The organism is Brevibacterium linens ATCC 9172, assembly GCF_900169165.1.
Taxonomy (GTDB): domain Bacteria; phylum Actinomycetota; class Actinomycetes; order Actinomycetales; family Brevibacteriaceae; genus Brevibacterium; species Brevibacterium linens.
The window spans coordinates 43,980-64,164 of sequence record NZ_FXYY01000013.1; the positions used below are offsets into that span (position 1 = coordinate 43,980).

A 20,185-nucleotide genomic window follows, 5' to 3' on the forward strand; every position below is an offset into this window, starting at 1 on the left:
GCGCTGTAGTCAACCTCGGAGTCCCTCTCCGAGGCGGCTCATCAGGCGCTCCGTCTCGACCGACAAGGTCTCGAGCGCAAAAGCCACCGTCTCACGGGCATCTGCTCCGGTCCGAGTCACGGCCGTGATGTGCCGTGACGGGGCATTGTCGCCGCTGATGGGGATCCGCCGCACCGGGTGAAGATCCTGCGACCGCGACATCCGTGAGGCCACACATACTCCGAAGCCGCCGTGGACGAGTGCGGTTCCCGTGTTCCAATCATCGGCGAAATGCCCGATGCGGGGCGCGAACCCGGCCGCCGCGCAACTGGCCATGACGAGTTGGTGGTATCCGGTGCCGGGTCTGCCCAGAATCCATGTCTCGTCGACGGTCTCGGCGATCGTGACCGATGCGCGGTCTGCCAACTGGTGGTCGAGGGGAACCATGAGATCGAGCGGATCGTCGATGAGGAAGTGGTGACTGAACCGATCATCAACGCCTGCGGGGATGTCGGGGGCCGCGACAATGATGCCGATATCGGCATCTCCGGAGAGCAGATAGTCGAAGGATTCGCTGGGTTCGGCTTCGATCGTCTGGGTCTGCATATGCGGGAACTGCTTGTTGAGAGCCCGCATCGTCGGCGGCAGCAGCAGACTGGCGGCGGTGGAGAAACCGCACAGACCCAACGAGCCGGACACAGTTTCGGAGAACCGACCGAGATCGGCCAGCGCCAACTCCCACTCCGCTGACATGACATCGACATGTCGCAGCAGCGCCTCGGCCGCCGGAGTGAGCCTGACATTGCGTCCATGCTGTTCGAGCAGAGTGACCGCGAGCTCCGCGGCGAGCTGCTTGACCTGATGGGACACCGTCGACGGCGAGTAGCGCAATGAGTGTGCTGCGGCCGTGACTGTGCCGTGTCGTTGGATCATGCTCAACATGGTGAGCCGACTGTCGATCATGTGATCCTATCGAATGGTTACGTATAAGTTCTTACGATAGACAACAATACTCGCGTGGCTCCATCATGGAACCGACAGGGCGCGACGAAGTGGTCTCCACGATCCGCAGATCCGACTTGGGGACGCACCTGCAGCTCCTGTGACCACAGATGCCGAGGCGAAGAGATGGAGGTTCCGATTGGCTGAGAACGCACGTATCAGAGGGACGAGGCGACAGCTGTGGTTCGGTGCGCTGGTCCTGCTCATCCTCTCTGCGGCCGCGAATATGGCCAGCCCTCTGTATCCGCTGCTGCAAGAAGCGCACGGTATGTCGGAATCTCTGATGACGTCGCTCTACGCTACGGATGTCTTCAGCTGTCTGCCGTCTCTGCTGCTGTTCGGATCGGCGGCGGATACCTTCGGTCGCAAGCCGGTGCTGCTGGCCGCGATCGGTCTGGTCGGGTTCGGCACGGCGATCTTCGGGATCGACACGGCGGGAATCGCCGGCCTGTTCATCGGCAGGGCACTGGTCGGCATCGGACTCGGGCTCGGCACAGGTGCCGGAATCGCTCTGATGGTCGAGGCCTCACCGGCACGAAGAGTCTGGTTGGGATCGACTCTGGCGACGGTCTCGTTCGTCCTGGGGTCGGGACTCGGCCCGATACTCGCCGGTGTCGTCTCCTCGCTGTCGACCGCGCCGCTCTTTCTGCCGTTCCTCGTCATGGTGGTCCTCATCGTCAGCGTCATGGTCCTCATCGCGATGATGCCGCTGCAGCGGCCGATCACACGCCAGCGATGGAGGCCGACGTGGCCGTCCGTGCCGGGAGCCATGCGCACAAGCTTCAACATCGCCGCACTGACCGGCTTCATCGGCTGGACGGCTCTTGGTCTCTTCCTTGCTCTGCTGCCGTCGATGGCGCAATCGATCATCCCGAAATCGGGCACCCTGACCTCCGGACTCATCGTCGGCTCGGTTCTGGTCGTCTCGGCCGCGAGCCAGCTGATAGCGCCGAAGCTCCAGCCTCGCGCGGCGCAGACCCTGGGGCTGACGCTCATGGGACTCGGAGCGGCTCTTCTGCTGTCATCGAATCTGCCGGAGATCAGCCCTTCGGCGGTGAAGATCATCATGGTGTTCGCAGCCGTGGCCACGGGCGTCGGTCACGGGCTGAGCTACTGGGGAGCCAACCGGGAGATCGACGTGCTCACTCCGCCGAAGAACCGTGCCGGCATATCCGCGGCACTCTATCTCGCCTTCTACGCCGGCGCCGGTGCGCCGGCTGTCATCGTCGGGGTGCTGGCGCTGAGTATGCCTCTGGTCATCGGCACGATGATCTTCACCTTGGCTCTGCTGCTGGCGACGATCGTCGCGATTCCAGTGCCGAGCCTGTCTCAGACGGCGATTCGACAGTCGAAGGCTGAGCCTGTGATCCGACGCAGCGAATCCGAGTCGGCATTCGGCTTCGTCGAGGTCGGGCGCGTCGACGACGGCCGCGGTGCGTCCGACGGCGACAGCAGGACCGACTCGGCCGCGGACTCGGCCGCCCGATAGACTGCCAGCCATGTCGAGAATCACCTGCCCCGAGCTGAGTACCAAGACCGTCACCGCCGAGGAGGCGGCCCGCCATATCGACAATGGCCAACGTGTGGCCATGAGCGGATTCACCGGTTCGGGCTACCCGAAGGCAGTGCCGGGGGCAGTGGCCGCACGCGCTCAGGCCGCACAGGAGAAGGGCGCAGACTTCCGCGTCGAACTGTGGACGGGAGCGTCGACGGCACCGGAACTCGACGGAGTGCTGGCCGAAGCGAACGCGGTGAGCAAGCGTCTGCCGTTCCAATCCGATCCGGCGATGCGGGCCTCGATCAACTCTGGCGACACCGCTTACGTCGATACTCACCTCAGCCATGCGGCGCAGCAGGCGTGGTTCGGCTTCTACGGCAACCTCGACGTCGCCGTCGTCGAAGTCGCGGCGATCCTGCCCAACGGTCTGCTGGTGCCCGGCAGCTCCGTCGGGAACTCGAAGACGTGGCTCGACCTGGCCGATAAGGTCATCCTCGAAGTCAACGATTGGCACCCGCGTGGGTACGAAGGCTTCCACGACGTCTACTACGGAACCCGGCGCCCGCCCGAGCGGCTGCCGATCCAGCTGCTCGAGCCGATGCAGCGCATCGGTGACCCCTATCTGCGTGTCGACCCGGCGAAGGTCGTCGCCGTGGTGGAGACGAACGCGCCGGACCGGAACCTGCCGTTCAAACCCGCCGACGAGGATTCGAAGGCGATTGCGAGCCACCTCGTTGATTTCCTTCGTCATGAGATCGCAGCCGATCGACTGCCACCGGAGCTGCTGCCGCTGCAGTCAGGCGTCGGCAATGTCGCCAACGCGGTGATGGGCAATCTCGCTGACAGCGAGTTCGAGGGACTGAGCGCCTATACGGAAGTCATCCAGGACGGAATGCTCGACCTCATCGACAGCGGAAAGCTCGCCTCGGTGTCGGCGACGGCGTTCTCACTCTCGGCCGAACGGGCGGCGGATTTCAACGACCGGATCGAGTCGTACAAGGGCCGGATCCTGCTGCGCACTCAGGAGATGTCGAACCATCCCGAAGCGATCCGCCGCCTCGGCGTCATTGCGATCAACGGGATGGTCGAAGCCGATATCTACGGCAACGTGAACTCCACGCACGTGACCGGATCGTCGATCATCAACGGCATCGGCGGCTCCGGTGACTTCGCCCGCAACGCCTACCTCAACTTCTTCGTGTCGAGTTCGCAGGCCAAAGTGGGAGCGATCTCGGCGATCGTGCCGTTCGCCAGCCATATCGACCACACCGAACACGACACTCAGATCTTGGTCACCGAACAGGGCCTGGCCGATCTGCGCGGACTGCCGCCGGTGGCCAGGGCACGGAAGATCATCGACAACTGCGCCCACCCGGACTACCGGGACCGTCTCACCGATTACCTCGAGCGGGCGCTCGCGGCGAACCCGACCGGTCGACACACCCCGCATATCCTCGCCGAGGCTCTGTCCTGGCACGAGAACTTCCTCACGACCGGTCATATGTGATCAGCTGCGGGGCCGTACGGCCCCGCCGGTTCAGCTGCCGATGATGGTCGGTGCTGCCGCGACCACCCAGGCGAGTCCTGGCCCGATGAGGCACATGAGACCGGCGTAGCCGATCATCTGCCTGTAGTAGCGGTCGCGGATAGTCGTGTGAACGTTCGCCAGGAGCATGGCGCCGTTGGTGGAGAACGGACTGATGTCGACGATGGTCGCAGCGATCGCCAGAGCCGCAACGAATCCGCCGACATCGACGTCTCCCGATTCGAGGAACGGCACCGCCAGAGCGATGACGACACCGATGATCGCCAGAGACGACGCCAGCGCAGAGATCAGGCCGGACATGTAGAACAGCAGCAGCGCTGCCAGCAGGGGGACGCCGATCGCTGAGATTCCGGCCGACACCCATTCGACCGTTCCGGCCTCCTGCAGCACGGCGATGTAGGTGAGCACACCGCAGATGAGGATGACGATCGACCACGAGACCTTCGACATCGCGGCTTTGCCTGCGGCGGGGTCGATGGCGGCGAGGACCACCGAGATCGTGATGGTCACCAGGCCCACATCCCAGCTGAAGATGATCACTGAGAGCGCCATGGCGACGAGCCCGATGAGGGTCGGGATCTGAGAGCGTGTGAGCCTGATAGCGGTTCCGTCGTTGCCGACGGACTCGGTTTGGGTGAGTGCGTCGTCGGCTTCGGCGCGCAATCCGGGCCTGCGATGGAGGACGAAGTAGACGACGACAGCGAAGGCGGCGTTGAACACGAACGGAGCGAGGAACAAGGTCAGCGGCGTCGGTGTGAGACCGTTCGTGGTCAGATAGTCATTGATGAAGATGCCGTAGACGCTGATCGGGGAGAACGCGCCGGCCAATGCTCCGTGCACGACGAGCAGACCGACCATGAACTGATTGATCCGGTGCCGGCGTGCGACTGTCAGCGCCAGCGGGGCGATGATGGCCACCGCAAAGAGCGCTCCCAGCGAGATGAGGACAGCCGTCAGTGCGAAGAAGATCCACGGCATGAGTCCGACGCGCCCGCCGACGAGCTTCACGCACCAATGGACGATCACTTCGATGGCGCCGTTGTTCTGGGCGAATCCGAAGAGGTAGGTCAGGCCGACAAGGGTGAGGAAGAGATCAACGGGAAATCCTGCAAGGAACTCGTCGGGTGCCTGGTGGAGGACGAGGCCGCCGACCCCGGCGGCCGCGAGGAAGCCGAGGAGTCCCATATTGATGTCTCGCCAGGTTCCGATGACGAACATCAGTCCGAGGACGACGACGCAGATCAGTTCTGCACTCATGGGTTCAGCTTCTCCTTCGAACGTCAGCCGCGGAATGTCCGGCGGCACACGGGCATGCGACTCAAATTCATGCATGTCACCTGGTGCGATCAGGTCCATTCGGCATATGAACTCACAGTGACGTTCAGCGGAAGAATTCACGCGCCGATTCGCCGCTTCGTACAACTGAGGTCAGAATTCGTCCATCGCGGATAGTGCGGACGATCACAGACTCGTTAGTGTGTCATTCAGCTTCATCGGGCCGCACGCGAATCATTTGGACTCAACGCGGCATCCTCTGTTTCTCAGTCTGCGAAAGGTCGCCGTCGATCATGAACGAATCCACACCGGAGCCCAGCGCATCAGATGTGCTCACGGCCGCCTCGGCGATCGTCGATGCCTTCGCTGCCACGGACACTCAGTCGTATTTCTCCCGATTCGCCGAGGACGCCTCGTTCGTCTTCCACCCCGAAGCGCGACGCCTGAACACTCGTGCGGAATATGAAAGGGAGTGGGCTTCGTGGTTGGCCGACGGTTGGTCAGTGGCCGCCTGCGCCTCGTCGGATCAGCTCGTGCAGACTTTCCCCGGCGGAGCCGTCTTCTCCCACACCGTCGATACGACCGTGAACACCGCAGACGGGCGGGAATCGTACCGGGAACGCGAATCGATCGTCTTCCGCCGCCTCGGTGACGGTGAACTCATCGCCATCCACGAACACCTCTCCACGGTCCCGGACCCTGCCGACGGCTCGTCGGCGCTTGGCCCCAGTGCCGACGAGAGCACACCCGACACCGAGGAGGTCCCGCAGTGAGCTGGTACCGCCGTTTGGAACAGCGATTGGAATCCGGGCACGATTCCGGAGCCATCCGCGGGACCCTGAGCGGGGGACGGATGTTCATGATCTGGCTGGCCGCGAACCTCGTCGTCACGACCCTGCTGACCGGAACTTTGTTCGTTCCCGGCATCGACTTCACCACAGCGGTCATCGTCATCATTCTCGGGACGGTCATCGGCACCATCGTGCTCACGCTCATCGGCAACATCGGCACCCGTACGGGCTTGGCGACCATGGCCATCACCCGCGGTGCCTTCGGCGCCAAGGGCAGCTTCCTGCCGGTCGCCGCCAACGTCATCATCCTCATGGGCTGGAGCTGGGTGCAGGCCATGTTGGCGGGAATCAGCGTCAACTATGTGGTCGCCCAGACGACGGGGTTCTCCAATCCGATCCTCTTCTCGGTGCTCTGCCAGGCGCTCGTCGTCGGGTTGGCGATTCTCGGCCATGAAGGCATCGAGAAGGCCGAACCCTGGTTCGCTCTCCTCATCCTGCTGGTCATGGCTTATATCTTCGTCATCGCCTTCACCGGACACTCACCGAGCGAATACGCAGGGATCGAGAGCCTGCCGGAACTCGGCTTCACTCCGGTTCTCGCACTCGATATCGTCATCTCCACAGCCATCTCCTGGACCGTGCTCTCCGGTGACCTCAACCGATTGGCCCGCACCCAGACAGCCGGAATCGTCGGATCGGGGCTGGGCTACCTGAGCTCGACCGTGCTGGCGATGCTGCTCGGTCTCACGGCGTTCAGCTTCATCCTGCTCGACGGGGGAGACCCGGCCGAGTTCGACCCGACGGCGTTGGCCGCCGAGTTCGGGTGGGCGCTGGCCATCGTCATCTTCCTGTCCGTCATGGCCACGAACACGATGGTCGTCTACGGAATGGTCAATTCCGTCGTCGGCGCGCAGAGCAAGACGAAGCTGAGATTCCTGCCGACGGCCCTCATCCTCGGCGCGATCTCGATCATCGGGTCGACGTGGCTGGCCCTGCTCGACCAGTACACCGACTTCCTGGTGATGATCGGTGCCTTCTTCGTCCCCGTCTTCGCGATCCTCATCGCCGACTACTACATCATCAAACGCGGTGCCTACTCACCCGACATCCTCAAGGACTCCGGCGGCGTCTACGCCTACACTCGCGGAGTCAACTGGGTGGCAGTCGGCGTATGGGTCCTCGGCGCTCTTGCCTCCTATGTGCTCACCTACGCCTATCCGCGCCCGATCGGAGCGACGATCCCGTCCTTCGCCGTCTCCTTCGTGCTCTATCTCGTGCTGTCCTGGGGCAGCCGAGAGAAGTTCGCGAGAACGGAACACGCGCACCTGGCCGACGGGATCCGCGGAGACTGAGCGGGTGTGCCCGGTCCCGGCCTGGCCGACCACCATGTGCCGTTCCCAGGTGATGACGCAGTTCAGGCGCTATGATCGCAACGGTCGGCCGGAATCGCAGAAGGGAACCGGGTGTCTGTGATGGTCACAAAAGTCTTCGACAGGTTCATGCCGCCGAACCGTCGACTCAACCCCGAGGCGCTGGCTTGGGTCGCGGTGATCGTTCTGGCCATCGTCATGCTGGCCGTGGAGTCGTCGATCGCCGTGTCCGTCAACGATGTCCCCGTCGCACTGGCTTTCATCGTCACCATCGTCCATGTCGGATCCATGCTGCTGTCCATGCTGCGTCCGCTCTTCGGCACGCTCATGTCGATCGCCGCCTGCACGGTGCTGCCGCTGCTGGGGCCCCACGTGTCCGGGGTGCCGTGGCCGTGGATGGTCCCGATGATGATCACTCAGATTGTCATCATCCTCATCATCGGACTCCGGGCCCACTGGGGAGTGGCCCTGGGCGCACTGCTCGGCAGCATCGCAGGCTCGGCAGCCGCGGTGCTCATCACTCATCTGCTCGTCGCAGACACCCGCACCGATGGCGCCATCGTCAACATCCTCATCTACTCCTGCATCGCCGGCGGCGTCTATCTCGCCGCGGTCATCATCCAACAATGGCAGCTCATCCGCTCCCAGCTGGTCCAGGAGAAGGAGAACACGGCGGAGGAGCACTCCAAACGAGTGACCATCGAGGAGAAGGCGCGCATCGCCCGGGAACTCCACGACATCGTCGCCCACAGCATGTCGATCATCAACATCCAGGCCTCCAGCGCGCCTTTCCGTCATGCCGGTATCGACCCGGAGGTGGCCAAAGAGTTCGACGTCATCTCCACCTCGGCCCGCACCGCGCTGACGGAGATGCGCGGTCTGCTCAGTGTCCTGCGCAATGATGAGGGCAAAGGCGAACTGGCCCCGCAGCCGAAGTTCTCCGAGATCGATCCGCTCGTCGACAAAGCCCGACAGGCGGGAGTGCAGGTCAGCGTCGAACGCAGCGGCGAACCCATCGACGACCTCATGCGCGACAGCACCGGACTCGTCGGCTACCGCATCATCCAAGAGGCCCTGAGCAATGCCGTCCGCCACGCCCGCAACTCCACCATCGCCATCCGCATCCGCGGCGGCAGTTCCGCCGTCTGGATCAGCGTCACCAACGACCACGGCGACGGCCCCGGCGACGCCGCGAAACACGACAAACACGACCGGCAGGGACTGATCGGCATGCGCGAACGCGCCGCCTCCGTCGGCGGGGAGATCCGCACCGGAGCCACTGCCGACGGAGGCTTCGAAGTCGAAGCAGTGCTGCCGCTGGCGCCGCGCGAACCTCTCACCGACGGCAGCGAATCGACCACCGGCACTCCGGGTACGGACACTTCGGGCACGGACAAGGAGATCCCATGATCAGGGCCGTCATCGCCGATGACCAGGCGATGGTGCGCGCCGGTTTCGCCGCACTGTTGAGCGCCCATCCGGATATCGACGTCATCGGACAGGCCGAGGACGGCGCACACTGCGTCGAGCTCGTCGCCGACCTCGCCCCCGATATCGTCCTCATGGACGTCCGGATGCCGCTGATGGACGGAATCGAAGCGACCCGCACGATCGTCGCGGCGAAGGCCGCGACCCGGATCATCATGCTCACCACCTTCGACATCGACGATTACGTCTTCGACGCCATCCGTGCCGGGGCCAGCGGATTCCTCCTCAAAGACGCTCCACCCGGTGAACTCGCCGAGGCGGTCCGCATCGTCGCCGGAGGCGAAGCGCTGCTGGCACCGAGCGTGACCAAGCGAGTCATCGAGCACTTCGCTACCGGTGGGAAGACGGCCAACCGCACAGCGCTGCCCGAACTCACGGACCGGGAACGCGAGATCCTTATCCAAGTCGCACGCGGAGCTTCGAACACAGAGATCGCGTCGAGCCTGCACATCGCGGTGCAGACCGTGAAGACCCATGTCTCCCGGATCCTGTACAAACTCGATGCCCGCGACCGCGCCCAAGCAGTTATCGCCGCCTACGAATCCGGTCTCGTCATTCCCAACAGCTGAGTCCGAGCGCTCGTCTTCGTCTCGCACCCCCTACCCGAGTAGGGGGTGAAGAACGGCTCCCAGGGGTGACGAAAAGCCACGCCCGGATCCATACGGTAGTCATTATGAACCCGTCTGACCTCATGACTTCCGAACCGACCGCTCCTGCCTCGACCCCGTTGGCGACTCCCGCCCCAGATCGGGCGTCGCGGGCCGAAGTGCTCGAACGCCGCCGAGCCAAGAGGGGAACGACCGAACAGGAATTCACCAGCGACTTCTCCGCGCTGATGGCCCTGGTCAAAGAGGCCGGTCTGCTGGCCAGACGCCCCGGTTGGAACACTCTGCGCTTCGTCCTCCTCGGCCTCGGCTACGTCGTGTCCTTTGCCATGCTCTTCCTCATCGGAGAGTCCTGGTGGCAGCTGGCGACTGCAGTGGTCTTCGGTGCTCTGTTCACTCAGACCGCCTACGTCGCCCACGATGCGGCGCACCGCCAGATCTTCACCAACGGCAAAGTGGGGGAGTGGGTGTCGACGATCATCGGCAACCTCTTCATCGGGCTGAGCTACGGCTGGTGGCTGAAGAAGCACAATGCCCTCCACCACGCCAACCCGAACAAGGCCGGAGTCGATGGCGACATCGCTCCCGGCGCCCTCGTCTTCACCCCCGATGACGCACGTGAGCGCACAGGTCTGGCCAAATGGTTCGCCGCCCGTCAAGGTTGGTTCTTCCTGCCGCTGCTGACCCTGGCCGGTCTGCAGCTCCACGTCGAATCCGTCAAAGCCATCGTCCGCGGACAGTCCTCGGTCAAGCGCCGCTGGATCGAAGGCATCTTCATCGGCATTCGCCTCATCGGATTTCCGGCCCTGGCCATCTGGGCTGCCGGCCCCCTCATCGGCAGCGTGTTCTTCCTCGTGCAGCTCGCCGTCTTCGGAATCCACATGGGCGGATCCTTCGCCCCGAACCACAAAGGCCAGCCGATCGTGCCCAAAGATGTGAAGATCGACTTCCTCCGCCGGCAGACGCTCATGTCACGCAATATCTCCGGCGGCCGCTTCATGGGCTTCCTCATGGGTGGTCTGAACTACCAGATCGAACACCACCTGTTCCCGAGCATGCCCAGCGTCAATCTCCATAAAGTCCAGCCGATGGTCCGCGAATACTGTCGCCAGAAGGACATCACCTACACGGAGACGACTCTGCTCGAGTCCTACAAGATCATCATCGCCTACCTCAACCGCGTCGGCCTCGGCGAAGCCGATCCCTTCGACTGCCCCATCACAGCGCAGTTCCGGTCGCGCTGAGACACCGACGTCCGGTCCGTGCGCACTGGCAGACAGGCGGGAGAGCTCAGGTGAGGTGATCGTGATCGCCGGAGACCCACTCGGCGTAGCGCTGAGCCGAGTTCTGCACCGCAGCAAATGCCTCGCTTCCGATCATCTGGCCGAAGTTGCCGTACATGCGGTCGAAATCGAGATCGGACACCGAGGCGGCGATCCGCCTGACAACAGCAGCTGACAAGGGCAGATAGTTCGGGAAGCTGCGCATGAAGCTCACCCAACCAGAGCGCGGCACCGGGCCGATGGAATCACCGCTGAGCATGACTCCGGTGCCGTCGGAGCCCGTCCACATCGCCACCGCACTGCCCGGGAAATGACCGCCGACGCGCCGGAGCCTCACTCCCGGAACCGGCTCCGTCTCGTGGAAATAGGGGCAGATGGCCGGCCCGGTCCGCTGCACCCATTCGAGGTCGGCCCGGCACACGAAGACGGGGGCATCGTCGAACGCGGCGCTCCATTCCAACTGGGCGCCGAACATATGCGGGTGGCTGGCGGCGATGGCGGCAACTCCGCCGAGCTCGCGGACCGCCGCGACCGCCTCGGCGTCGATATAAGCGGGGACGTCGAAGAGCAGATTGCCGGAATCGGTGCAGGCGAGATAGCAGGTCTGCCCGATCCCGAGCTTCGGTTCGACGCGGATGGCGAAGAGGCCGGGTTCGCGCTGCGCAGTGCTGATGTGATGTCCCTCGGACTCGAGCTCTGCCCGAGTCGTCCACTGCTGGCCGGAGGCCGGAACCCATTGCCGGTCGTCGGTACAGATCGGACACTGCGCGGGCGGAGGCGTCGTCGTCTCCACCCCGCAGGTGCGGCAGATCGTCACATCGCTCGGTGCCACCATGTCACCCTCTCGGTCCCACATGTGAAACCACAGACTCCCACCGAGCTTAGTCCTCCGATCAAGTGAAGACCAGGATCGATGGGATCCAGCACCTGCACGGCTCGTCAGTGGGCGGCGGTATGCGCCTTCCTGTGAGCGATGACGTGGCCGACGAGGATGAGTGCGATGCCGACGGCAAGCCATGCGCTGAGCACCCACCACTGGAGCGCCATGGGCGCGTCGGGGAAGTAGGAGAGGTCGCGCAGCAGGGTGCCTGCGGCACCGGGGACGAAGAACTGGCCGATATCACCCCAGGAACCGGCGAGGAATTCCTTCGGCTGATTGAGTGAGGCGATCGGGTTGCCGATGATCATGGTGAGCACCGCACCGACAGCGATGCCGGCAGGACCGATGACGGAGACGAAGCCGTTGATGAGGCCGACCGCGGTCGCGATCGACAGTCCGATCGCCAGCGCGTTGATCCCGAAGTTGCCCTGCAGGATCCCGAACCAGGTCTGCATGATGAGTGCCAGAGCGAGTCCTCCGACGACGCCGTAGACGATAGTGCCGACCAGACGCATCCGCCGTGAGCGGATGCCCATGCAGGTGAGCACACCGCCGACGATCCCGCCGAGCGTCAACGGCAGACCCGCGATGGCCAGTCCCACACCGGAGGGGTCGTCATCGGACAGCGGTGCGACGTCGGTGATCGTCACCTGGGGAATGTCCTTCGCCGAGGCGGCCGGATCGGACCCGGCTCCTGCCGGGTTGCGCTGTGGCGGAGCTTGGCCGGCGGCAGCGGCTTCGAGGGCCTTCTGCATCTGCTCCTACATCTTCTTCGTGCCTTCTTGGAAGCCCGAGATCGCCTGTTCATCGATGCTGTGCTGCATCTGGGCGCCGATCGAACTGAGCTGCTGAGCGACTGCCGGGGAGGCGGCCTTGGCGATGAGGATCTCCGGGTCGTCCTCGGGGACGAAGGCTCCGTAGACTTCACGTTCTTCGATCATCCGCACCGCCTCGGCGCGGGAGTCGATCTGTTTGAGGTAGAGCATGCCGTCGGTAGCGTTGTCAGCGATCTGGTCGATCTGCTCTTCGTCCCCGACCGCGGCGATCGGCAGGTCCTTGGGGTCCGTGGTCACAGTCGGCCAGCTGAAGGCGAGGAGGACGAGGCTGACGACAGCGGCGGCGAGGACGGCGACGAGGATCGCCCGCCTGAACTGCAGGGGAGCGGCTTGCGCCGCATTCCCCGGTGTCTTGCTCACGGCCTAGCGATCGGCCTGGTCTTCTCTTTGAGTATCTGTGTCGGCATCTCTGTCCAATCATCGAAAACGAATACTCGTTCATTATGAAACCATCGGCTAGGATATATCAAGAATGGCCATTCGTTTTTAGGGGGAGAAGTGCCGAAGGTCACCGAGGAGCACAAGGCCGCGATGCGTACCAGGATCCAGGATGCGGCTCTGACATGCTTTGCCCGCAAAGGATTCGCCGGTGCGTCGATGGCCGATATCGTCAAGGAGGCGGGGCTGTCGGCCGGAGCCGTCTATGTCTACTATGCGTCGAAGGCCGACCTGATGATCGACGTCGCCCGCCGGGTGATGGGGCCGCGCATGGCGGTGCTCGATGCAGCCACATCCGGTGGTGAGGTGACGGCTCCTGCGGAGGTGTTCGTCGAGATCATCGATTCACTGCTCATCGACAACCCGTTCTCACCGGTGATGGTTCAGGTGTGGGGTGAGTCCTCCTACGACATGGAGTTCGCGAATTTCGCCAGGGGTACCTTCGAAACGCTCATCGCAGAGTTCACCGACTACCTCGCTCTCTACCTGCAGGACCAACGGGGAGTGGATGCAGAGACCGCGCGGGCTCGGGCCGCGGTTCTGGTGCCCGGCCTGCTGGCCATGATCCAGGGCGCAGTCGTCCAGTCGACCGTCTTCGGCGAACCCTCCAGAGTGCGAGTCCGTGCCGGAATCGAAGCCGTGCTCTCCAGCATCGAGTTCTGAGTCAGCGTCGACTTCTTCGTTCCTCCGCTGCTCAGACGGAGTCGCCGTCGTCATCGACCGAATGGACGCGGTCTTCGCGCATGCTCACCGTTTCGACTCCGTTCAGCTCCATGAGCGGGGCCACAAGCAGGTGCAGGGGTCGTTTTCCGTCGAATCTCACGTCGACCTGGACCATCCGCGTCCCGTCGGCGGACTCGAACCGCCGCGAATCGACGATGGTGTTCTTGAATCCCATTTGGCCGGCGAGGGCGAGGATCTCGCGGAGGACTCCCGCTCCGTCGCGGTAGGACACCCGCAGCAGTTTGCGGTGGTCGCTGTTGGGGATCTTGCGGATCAGGGGAGCGATGACGAAGAGCGTGAACAGGTGGAGGGCAGTGAGCATCGTCGCCAAGAGCAGCATCCCGGCGCCGCAGGCCATACCGACGGCGGCCGTGACCCAGATCGTCGCGGCAGTGGTGAGACCGCGGACCATGTTGCGTCCCTTGAAGATCACTCCGGCGCCGAGGAAGCCGATGCCGGAGACGATCTGCGCGGAGATCCGTGAAGGATCGAGCCGGACGTCGTTGTCGAGCACGCCTTCGAACCCATAGGCGGAGGTCAGCGTGAAGGCGCAGGTGCCGATGCCGACGAGCACGTGGGTGCGGTAGCCGGCAGCCTTCTGCCTGAACTGTCGTTCGAAGCCGATGAATGAGCACAGGACGAAGCTGGCCAGCAGCAGACCGGCCTGGAGCAGTCCTGCGCTGCCCAGGATGTTCTCAAACGACGAGGAGTTGACCATAGTCACTTCACCATAGCCCCACCCAACCCCCTAGTTGCTACCTGACGGCGGCCCAGCAACCTCGCGCGAGGTTGCTGGGCCGCCGTCAGGTAGCAATAAGGGAGGGGGGCTTTTAGTGGCAGCCGTCCGGGCCGCAGACTGCGCCCTCGGTGAGTTCATCTGCCTTGTCTTTGTCGGCTGACTGCGGAGGGCCGGCGAGCACCGTGAGCTTCTGGCCCTCAACCCATGCCGTCTCGAGGGCCTGGGTGAAGACGTCGGCCGACTGCGCCCCGGAGATGCCGTACTTGCGGTCGATGACGAAGAACGGGACGCCGTTGGCGCCGAGCGAGCGTGCCTCGCTGATATCGGACCGCACCTCCTCGGAGTACTCATCGGTTGCGAGGACGCGACGGACTTCGTCGGAATCGAGGCCGATCTCACGCCCCACCTCGGCGAGATAATCGATGTCACCGATGTCGCGCCCCTTCTCGAAGTGCCCCGACAGCAGCGCTTCCTTGGCCTGTGACATGAGCCCGTGAGTCTTGGCGAAGTGGAGGAAGCGATGGGCGGTGAAGCTGTTGGCCACGACGATCGAATCGAAGTCGTAGTTCAGACCGACTGCGGCGGCCTGCTGCGTGACATGGTCGAACATCTGCCGCACCTGAGCGGCGGGCATGCCCTTCATCTGGCTGAGGTATTCGGTCTCGGTGCCGTCAAAGTGATCGGGCAGGCTCGGGTCCAGCTGGAAGCTGCGCCACTGGACGTCGACATCGTCCTTGTGGGCAAACGTACCGAGGGCATCCTCGAAGCGACGTTTTCCGATATAGCACCAGGGGCAGGCGATGTCCGACCAGATCTCAATCTTCATATCAATGCCAACCGGGCCCGACGCGCGGATATTCCGGTCCGATTCAGAACAGTGCCTGCTGCGCTGGGGCGGCGAACTGCTGGGCCGGTGCCGTCTGCAGGCTTGGCTGCCGCGGGGTTCGGTTCGATTCCCTGCGTCCGCGCATCCGGGAAGTCGCCGGATAGTCGTCATCGCTGCGGCCTCGCAATCCGAAGCGGTCGATGAGCGGGTTGATGCGCTCACCGAGCCACCGTCGATACTCCTTCGACGCGTAGGAGGACCGGGCATACATCGTGCGGTAGCGGGGGAGGAGCTCGGGGTGTTCGCGTTCGAGCCACTCGAAGAACCACTCGCGGGCGCCGGGGCGCAGGTGCAGCGCTCCGTAGACGACTCGTGCGGCACCCGCGTCCTTGATCGCTCGGAGTGCGGATTCGAGGTGGTCGCGGGAGTCGGTGAGCTTCGGCATGATCGGCATCATGAAGACGGTGACGTCGAACCCGAGCTCGGCGGCCGCGCGTACGGTGGCCAGTCGGGCCTTCGTCGTCGGCGTGCCGGGCTCGATGCTCTGCTGCAGGGCGTCGTCGTGGACGGCGATCGACGTGCTGATTTCCACCGGAGCGTCTTCGGCGACGCGGGCCAGCAGCGGCAGATCGCGGCGCAGCAGCGTGCCCTTGGTCAGAATCGACATCGGTGTCGACTGCTCGGCCAGGGCAGTGATGATTCCCGGCATCAGGCAGTAGCGGCCTTCGGCCCGCTGATAGGGGTCGGTGTTCGTGCCCAGGGCGACATGGTCACGCGCCCACTTCGGGCGTATCAGTTCGGCGGCGAGGACTTCGGCGACATTGACCTTGACGACGACCTGGCGATCGAAGTCGGTCCCGGAGTCGAGATCGAGGTAGCGGTGGGTGTTCCTTGCGAAGCAGTACACGCAGGCTTGCGAGCAGCCGCGGTAGGGGTTGACCGTCCAGGAAAACGGCATCGAACTGGACCGCGGGACGTTGTTGAGAGCGGACTTCGCCAGTACCTCGTGGAAGGTGATTCCTGAGAATTCCGGCGTCTGCACCGACCGGATCAGTCCCTTCGTTCCGAAGAGGACCGGGGAGCCCGAGCCGGTGTCGTCACTCGTTTCGTTCCACCGCATGACTTCATTCGAACATGAGTTCGAATCGGAGTCAAGGGTGGGGCGCCGTGATCAGCCAGGCTCAGGAGACGCGCAGACCCTTGAACTCGCTGCGGTGGAAGACCAGCGCCTCGGGTCCGTCGTCGTTGCGGGTGCCGAGGATCTCGAGCAGGGCCACGGTATGATCGCCGGCTGCGACCTCCTCGTAGAGCCGGGTCCAGAGGAATGCGGAGCTGCCGGGAATCGTCAGCCCGCCTCCGGCCGTGACCTCGGGGCTGACGCCGGTGAAGCGTCGACTGCGGTCCTTCGACGCCAGCTGCCGGGCCAGGTGCTCCTGGTCGGAGCCGAGGAGGGAGATCCCGAGCTCAGGTGCCCGGCGCAGGGTGGGCCAGGTGGTCGACGAGTTCTGGACCGCGACGCTGACCAACGGCGGGTCGAGGGAGACGCCGACGGTGAGCGTGGAGGCGACGAGGCCGAGGGGTGCCGCATCGACCTCGGCCCCGATGAAGGCAACGCCCTGAGGGAAGTGGGAGAAGGTCTCGCGGAGGGTCTCAGGTGTTGCGGGGGTCACCGGTGCCGGTGATTGTGTGGTGGGGTCTGCCAAGAGCGTCATTCCTTCACCTCTGTCTTCGTGTGGTCGTCGGAGTCTCGGGCGCCTGCTGATCTGTTGAGCAGACAAGGTCGACGAGGTCGTCTGCGAGTGCCTATGAAGTCGATCATTGCAAATCGGAACCGTTTCCATCGTGGCCAAGGTCATACGAAGACGACTTATGACCACATATGAAGCTGAGCGTCGGGACGTGACACTAAAGTGCAGGTGCCTGCGAGGTCCGGGCATAGATTGCTCAGCGAAACACGGACTCGCCTGGCAGCGAGCCGACCGAACCCCGCCGCAGAGGAGCATCACATGACGCAGACGTCGGTCACCGCACCGAGAACCCAGGACCCACCGCAGCGGCTCTTGTCGGGGAAGAAGCGGGTGCTGGCTTCGGCCTTCGCCGGAACGACGATCGAGTGGTACGACTTCTACCTCTACGGCACCGCCGCGGCCCTGATCTTCAATGTCCAGTTCTTCCCCAGCCACAGTGAGCTGGGCAGCAGTCTCGCCGCCTTCGCCAGCCTCGCCGTCGGCTTCTTCGCCCGACCACTGGGCGGCATCATCGCCGGCCATCTCGGCGACCGGGTGGGCAGAAAGGCTCTTCTCGTCGTCTCCCTGCTGTCCATGGGAATCGCGTCGACGCTCATCGGACTCGTCCCGAACTTCAGTGCGATCGGCTGGTGGGCAGCTGCTGCCCTCGTCGTCCTGCGCATCGTGCAGGGACTCTCGGCCGGAGCGGAATGGGGCGGCTCGGCACTGCTCTCGGTCGAACACGCACCGGCGAGCAAGCGCGGACTGTTCGGCTCCTTCACCCAGATCGGCTCGGCTGCGGGAATGCTCTTGGCCACCGGCGCCTTCTTCGCCGTCCAGAGCCTGCTCACCGACGAACAGTTCGAAGCCTTCGGCTGGCGCATCCCCTTCCTCGCCTCCGCTCTGCTCGTCGCGCTGGGACTCTGGATCCGCCTCGGCGTCTCCGATGCTCCGGAATTCCAGGAGCTCAAAGCCTCCGGCGATGTCGCCAAGGCGCCGCTGCGCGACGTGCTGACCAAACACCCACGGGTCCTCCTCGCCACCATCGGACTCCGCCTGGCGCAGAACAGCGTCTTCTACCTCATCACCGTCTACATGCTCAGCTACCTGTCGGAGAACCGCGGCGACTCGACCTCGGGTGTCACGGCCGTCATGATCGCCTCGGCGATCGGACTGTTCACCGGGCCTCTCTGGGGGTGGGTCTCGGACAAGGTCGGTCGCAAACGCGTGAGCATCGGCGGCATCATCGGCGTCGCCGTCTTCGGCTGGATCTTCCTCGCCTTCCTCGACTCGGGCCCCTTGGCATTCCTGCCCATCATCGTCATCCTCGGCATGAACCTCGCCCACGATGCGATCTACGGCCCGCAGGCCGCGTGGTTCGCCGAACAGTTCCCCATCGAGGTCCGCTACTCGGGCGTGAATATGGGCTACCAGCTGGGCACCGTCATCGGCGGCGGAATCATGCCGATGGTTGCAGCCCTGCTCTACGTCGCCGGAGGGCACTCGCCCTGGCTCATCTGCGGTTACCTCACCCTGCTGTGCGTCCTCTCGCTCATCGCCGCCATCGGCGCAAAGGACCCTGCCCGAGAGCTCGCACGCACCGCGGACTGAACGCGCCCGCCGCTTCGTCGGCCCCACGCTCATCGCACCACCACGATTAGGAGACACCCATGACGAAACCGATCCTGCTCAACGCCTTCGACATGATGACCCCGGTCCATCAGTCGCCCGGACTGTGGCGCCACCCGGAATCACGGGTCGACGAGTTCACTCAGCTGTCCTTCTGGACCGACCTGGCCAAGACCCTCGAAGACGGAGGATTCTCCTCGCTCTTCCTCGCCGACATCCTCGGCGTCTACGACGTGTACGGCGGCAACGCCGACGTCACGAACCGCGGGGGAGTGCAGCTCCCGCTGCTCGACCCCCTCGTCGCAGTCCCGGCCATGGCCGCGGCCACGAAGACGCTGGGATTCGGCGTGACCGCCTCGGTGACCTACGAGAAGCCCTACCTGCTCGCCCGCACCCTGACCACCCTCGACCACTTCACCAACGGTCGAGTCGCCTGGAACATCGTCACCAGCTATGTCGACTCCGCCGCCCGCAACCTCGGGCTCAAGGGCCAGATCCCGCACGATGAGCGCTACGACCGGGCCGACGAGTTCATGGAGGTCATGTACAAGCTGTTCGAGGGCTCGATCACCCCGGACGCGCTCAAAGCCGATGCCGACGCCAACGTCTTCGTCGACCCGAATGAGGTGCGCGACATCGACCACGATGGCAAGTTCTTCACCGTTCCCGGTCAGGCGCTCGCCGTCCCCGGACCGCAGGGCACCCCACTGCTCTTCCAGGCCGGCGCATCCAAGCGCGGACAGGAATTCGCCCTCGACCACGCCGAGGCGATCTTCTTCTCCGGGCCGACACCGGAGATCCTGCGCAGCTGGGTCGACAAGGTCCGCGACGGACTCGAAGAGCGCGGACGCGCCCGCGACGCTGTGAAGATCTTCGCGCTGGCCACCGTCATCGTCGACAACACGGACGACGCCGCCGAGGCGCGACTTGCCGACTATCGTCGCTACGTCGACACCGAATCCGCACTCTCCCTGTTCGGCGGATGGACCGGCGTCGACCTGTCCGGGGCCTCACCCGATGACACTCTCGAATACGTGTCGACCAACGCCAACCAGTCCGCACTCGCCTCCTTCACCACCATGGCCGGGGGCAAGCCGTGGACGATCCGGGACCTCGCGGAGTTCGTCGCCCTCGGCGGACGCGGGCCGGTCATCACCGGATCGCCGGAGACCATCGTCGTCGAATTCCAGCGGTGGATGGATGAAGCAGATATCGACGGATTCAACATCGCCGCGGCCGTGCGCCCGGCCGATGCCGAACGCTTCACGAAGTACGTCTCGCCGGAGCTGCGCCGCCGCGGACTCCTGCCCGAACCGGTCGCCGGTGCCACCGTGCGCGAACAGCTCACCGGAGGCGGACCCCGTCTGGCCGAGGACCACACGGGTGCCAGGTACCGCCTCGGCGAGGGTGCTCGCGTGTGATCGAACACGAACTGACTCACCGGGAACGGCCGTGGACCATTCTGGTCTGCGGCCGTTCGTCGGTCCGGTGACCGAGGACTCAGTCGGTGACGAAGTATGACAACGGGCGCCGGCGATCAGCCGCGGGAG

19 protein-coding genes are annotated in these 20,185 nt (G+C 64.3%); 10 read left to right on the plus strand and 9 right to left on the minus strand.

What is annotated here, in order from left to right:
* Positions 1-9 precede the first annotated feature (9 nt).
* The gene (locus tag BLIN9172_RS11090) at positions 10-942 is read right to left on the minus strand and encodes a LysR family transcriptional regulator (RefSeq protein WP_101555142.1); all 933 of its coding nucleotides are present in this window, start codon (positions 940-942) and stop codon (positions 10-12) included.
* A gap of 178 nt (positions 943-1,120) precedes the next feature.
* On the opposite strand from BLIN9172_RS11090, the gene BLIN9172_RS11095 reads away from it, so the two are divergent.
* Entirely contained in the window at positions 1,121-2,470 is a 1,350-nt protein-coding gene (locus BLIN9172_RS11095; RefSeq protein ID WP_101555143.1) for an MFS transporter, read from the plus strand.
* Between the two features lie 10 nt (positions 2,471-2,480).
* Positions 2,481-3,986 (plus strand): succinyl-CoA:acetate CoA-transferase ScpC, encoded by a 1,506-nt coding sequence (scpC, locus tag BLIN9172_RS11100; RefSeq protein ID WP_101555144.1) that lies wholly within the window; start codon positions 2,481-2,483, stop codon positions 3,984-3,986.
* A 30-nt stretch (positions 3,987-4,016) separates the two neighbouring features.
* On the opposite strand, the gene BLIN9172_RS11105 is transcribed toward scpC, so the two are convergent.
* The gene (locus BLIN9172_RS11105) at positions 4,017-5,282 is read right to left on the minus strand and encodes an SLC13 family permease (RefSeq protein ID WP_101555175.1); all 1,266 of its coding nucleotides are present in this window, start codon (positions 5,280-5,282) and stop codon (positions 4,017-4,019) included.
* 311 nt (positions 5,283-5,593) lie between these two features.
* Here BLIN9172_RS11105 and BLIN9172_RS11110 point away from each other — a divergent pair, with 311 nt between their 5' ends.
* From BLIN9172_RS11110 to BLIN9172_RS11130, 5 genes are all read left to right on the plus strand, one after another.
* Positions 5,594-6,073 carry a YybH family protein gene (locus tag BLIN9172_RS11110; protein ID WP_101555145.1) on the plus strand — a complete coding sequence of 160 codons (480 nt, stop codon included), beginning with the start codon at positions 5,594-5,596 and terminating at the stop codon, positions 6,071-6,073.
* Positions 6,070-7,443 carry a purine-cytosine permease family protein gene (locus tag BLIN9172_RS11115; protein WP_240812091.1) on the plus strand — a complete coding sequence of 458 codons (1,374 nt, stop codon included), beginning with the start codon at positions 6,070-6,072 and terminating at the stop codon, positions 7,441-7,443. Before BLIN9172_RS11110 ends, BLIN9172_RS11115 begins: the two co-directional genes overlap by 4 nt.
* A gap of 120 nt (positions 7,444-7,563) precedes the next feature.
* A complete protein-coding gene (locus BLIN9172_RS11120) occupies positions 7,564-8,871 on the plus strand; it encodes a sensor histidine kinase (RefSeq protein WP_101555146.1) in 1,308 nt (435 codons plus the stop codon).
* Entirely contained in the window at positions 8,868-9,518 is a 651-nt protein-coding gene (locus BLIN9172_RS11125) for a response regulator (protein ID WP_101555147.1), read from the plus strand. The genes BLIN9172_RS11120 and BLIN9172_RS11125 overlap by 4 nt, the downstream gene beginning before the upstream one ends.
* A 104-nt stretch (positions 9,519-9,622) precedes the next feature.
* The gene (locus BLIN9172_RS11130; RefSeq protein WP_240812092.1) at positions 9,623-10,798 is read left to right on the plus strand and encodes a fatty acid desaturase family protein; all 1,176 of its coding nucleotides are present in this window, start codon (positions 9,623-9,625) and stop codon (positions 10,796-10,798) included.
* 46 nt (positions 10,799-10,844) lie between these two features.
* Here BLIN9172_RS11130 and BLIN9172_RS11135 read toward each other — a convergent pair whose 3' ends face one another.
* The 3 genes from BLIN9172_RS11135 to BLIN9172_RS11145 form a co-directional block, all read right to left on the minus strand.
* Positions 10,845-11,672, minus strand: coding sequence for an MBL fold metallo-hydrolase (locus BLIN9172_RS11135; protein WP_101555178.1), 828 nt, complete (start codon positions 11,670-11,672; stop codon positions 10,845-10,847).
* Between the two features lie 104 nt (positions 11,673-11,776).
* Positions 11,777-12,472 carry a hypothetical protein gene (locus BLIN9172_RS11140; RefSeq protein ID WP_101555148.1) on the minus strand — a complete coding sequence of 232 codons (696 nt, stop codon included), beginning with the start codon at positions 12,470-12,472 and terminating at the stop codon, positions 11,777-11,779.
* Positions 12,473-12,478: 6 nt separating this feature from the next.
* Positions 12,479-12,913, minus strand: coding sequence for a hypothetical protein (locus BLIN9172_RS11145; protein ID WP_101555149.1), 435 nt, complete (start codon positions 12,911-12,913; stop codon positions 12,479-12,481).
* Positions 12,914-13,051: 138 nt separating this feature from the next.
* Here BLIN9172_RS11145 and BLIN9172_RS18145 point away from each other — a divergent pair, with 138 nt between their 5' ends.
* Positions 13,052-13,654, plus strand: a complete 603-nt coding sequence (locus BLIN9172_RS18145) for a TetR/AcrR family transcriptional regulator (protein ID WP_083532605.1) — start codon at positions 13,052-13,054, stop codon at positions 13,652-13,654.
* A gap of 31 nt (positions 13,655-13,685) precedes the next feature.
* Here the strand turns inward: BLIN9172_RS18145 and BLIN9172_RS11155 are convergent, their stop codons facing one another.
* From BLIN9172_RS11155 to BLIN9172_RS11170, 4 genes are all read right to left on the minus strand, one after another.
* Entirely contained in the window at positions 13,686-14,432 is a 747-nt protein-coding gene (locus BLIN9172_RS11155) for an MgtC/SapB family protein (RefSeq protein WP_101555150.1), read from the minus strand.
* A gap of 112 nt (positions 14,433-14,544) precedes the next feature.
* Positions 14,545-15,279 carry a DsbA family oxidoreductase gene (locus BLIN9172_RS11160; protein ID WP_101555151.1) on the minus strand — a complete coding sequence of 245 codons (735 nt, stop codon included), beginning with the start codon at positions 15,277-15,279 and terminating at the stop codon, positions 14,545-14,547.
* 43 nt (positions 15,280-15,322) lie between these two features.
* Positions 15,323-16,399, minus strand: a complete 1,077-nt coding sequence (locus BLIN9172_RS11165) for an Rv2578c family radical SAM protein (protein ID WP_101555152.1) — start codon at positions 16,397-16,399, stop codon at positions 15,323-15,325.
* A 61-nt stretch (positions 16,400-16,460) separates the two neighbouring features.
* Positions 16,461-16,991, minus strand: coding sequence for a flavin reductase family protein (locus tag BLIN9172_RS11170; protein WP_083532606.1), 531 nt, complete (start codon positions 16,989-16,991; stop codon positions 16,461-16,463).
* A gap of 294 nt (positions 16,992-17,285) precedes the next feature.
* Here BLIN9172_RS11170 and BLIN9172_RS11175 point away from each other — a divergent pair, with 294 nt between their 5' ends.
* Together BLIN9172_RS11175 and BLIN9172_RS11180 are read left to right on the plus strand one after the other, a co-directional pair.
* Positions 17,286-18,617 carry an MFS transporter gene (locus BLIN9172_RS11175; RefSeq protein WP_101555153.1) on the plus strand — a complete coding sequence of 444 codons (1,332 nt, stop codon included), beginning with the start codon at positions 17,286-17,288 and terminating at the stop codon, positions 18,615-18,617.
* Positions 18,618-18,676: 59 nt separating this feature from the next.
* Positions 18,677-20,056, plus strand: coding sequence for an LLM class flavin-dependent oxidoreductase (locus BLIN9172_RS11180; protein WP_101555154.1), 1,380 nt, complete (start codon positions 18,677-18,679; stop codon positions 20,054-20,056).
* Positions 20,057-20,185: the final 129 nt, after the last annotated feature.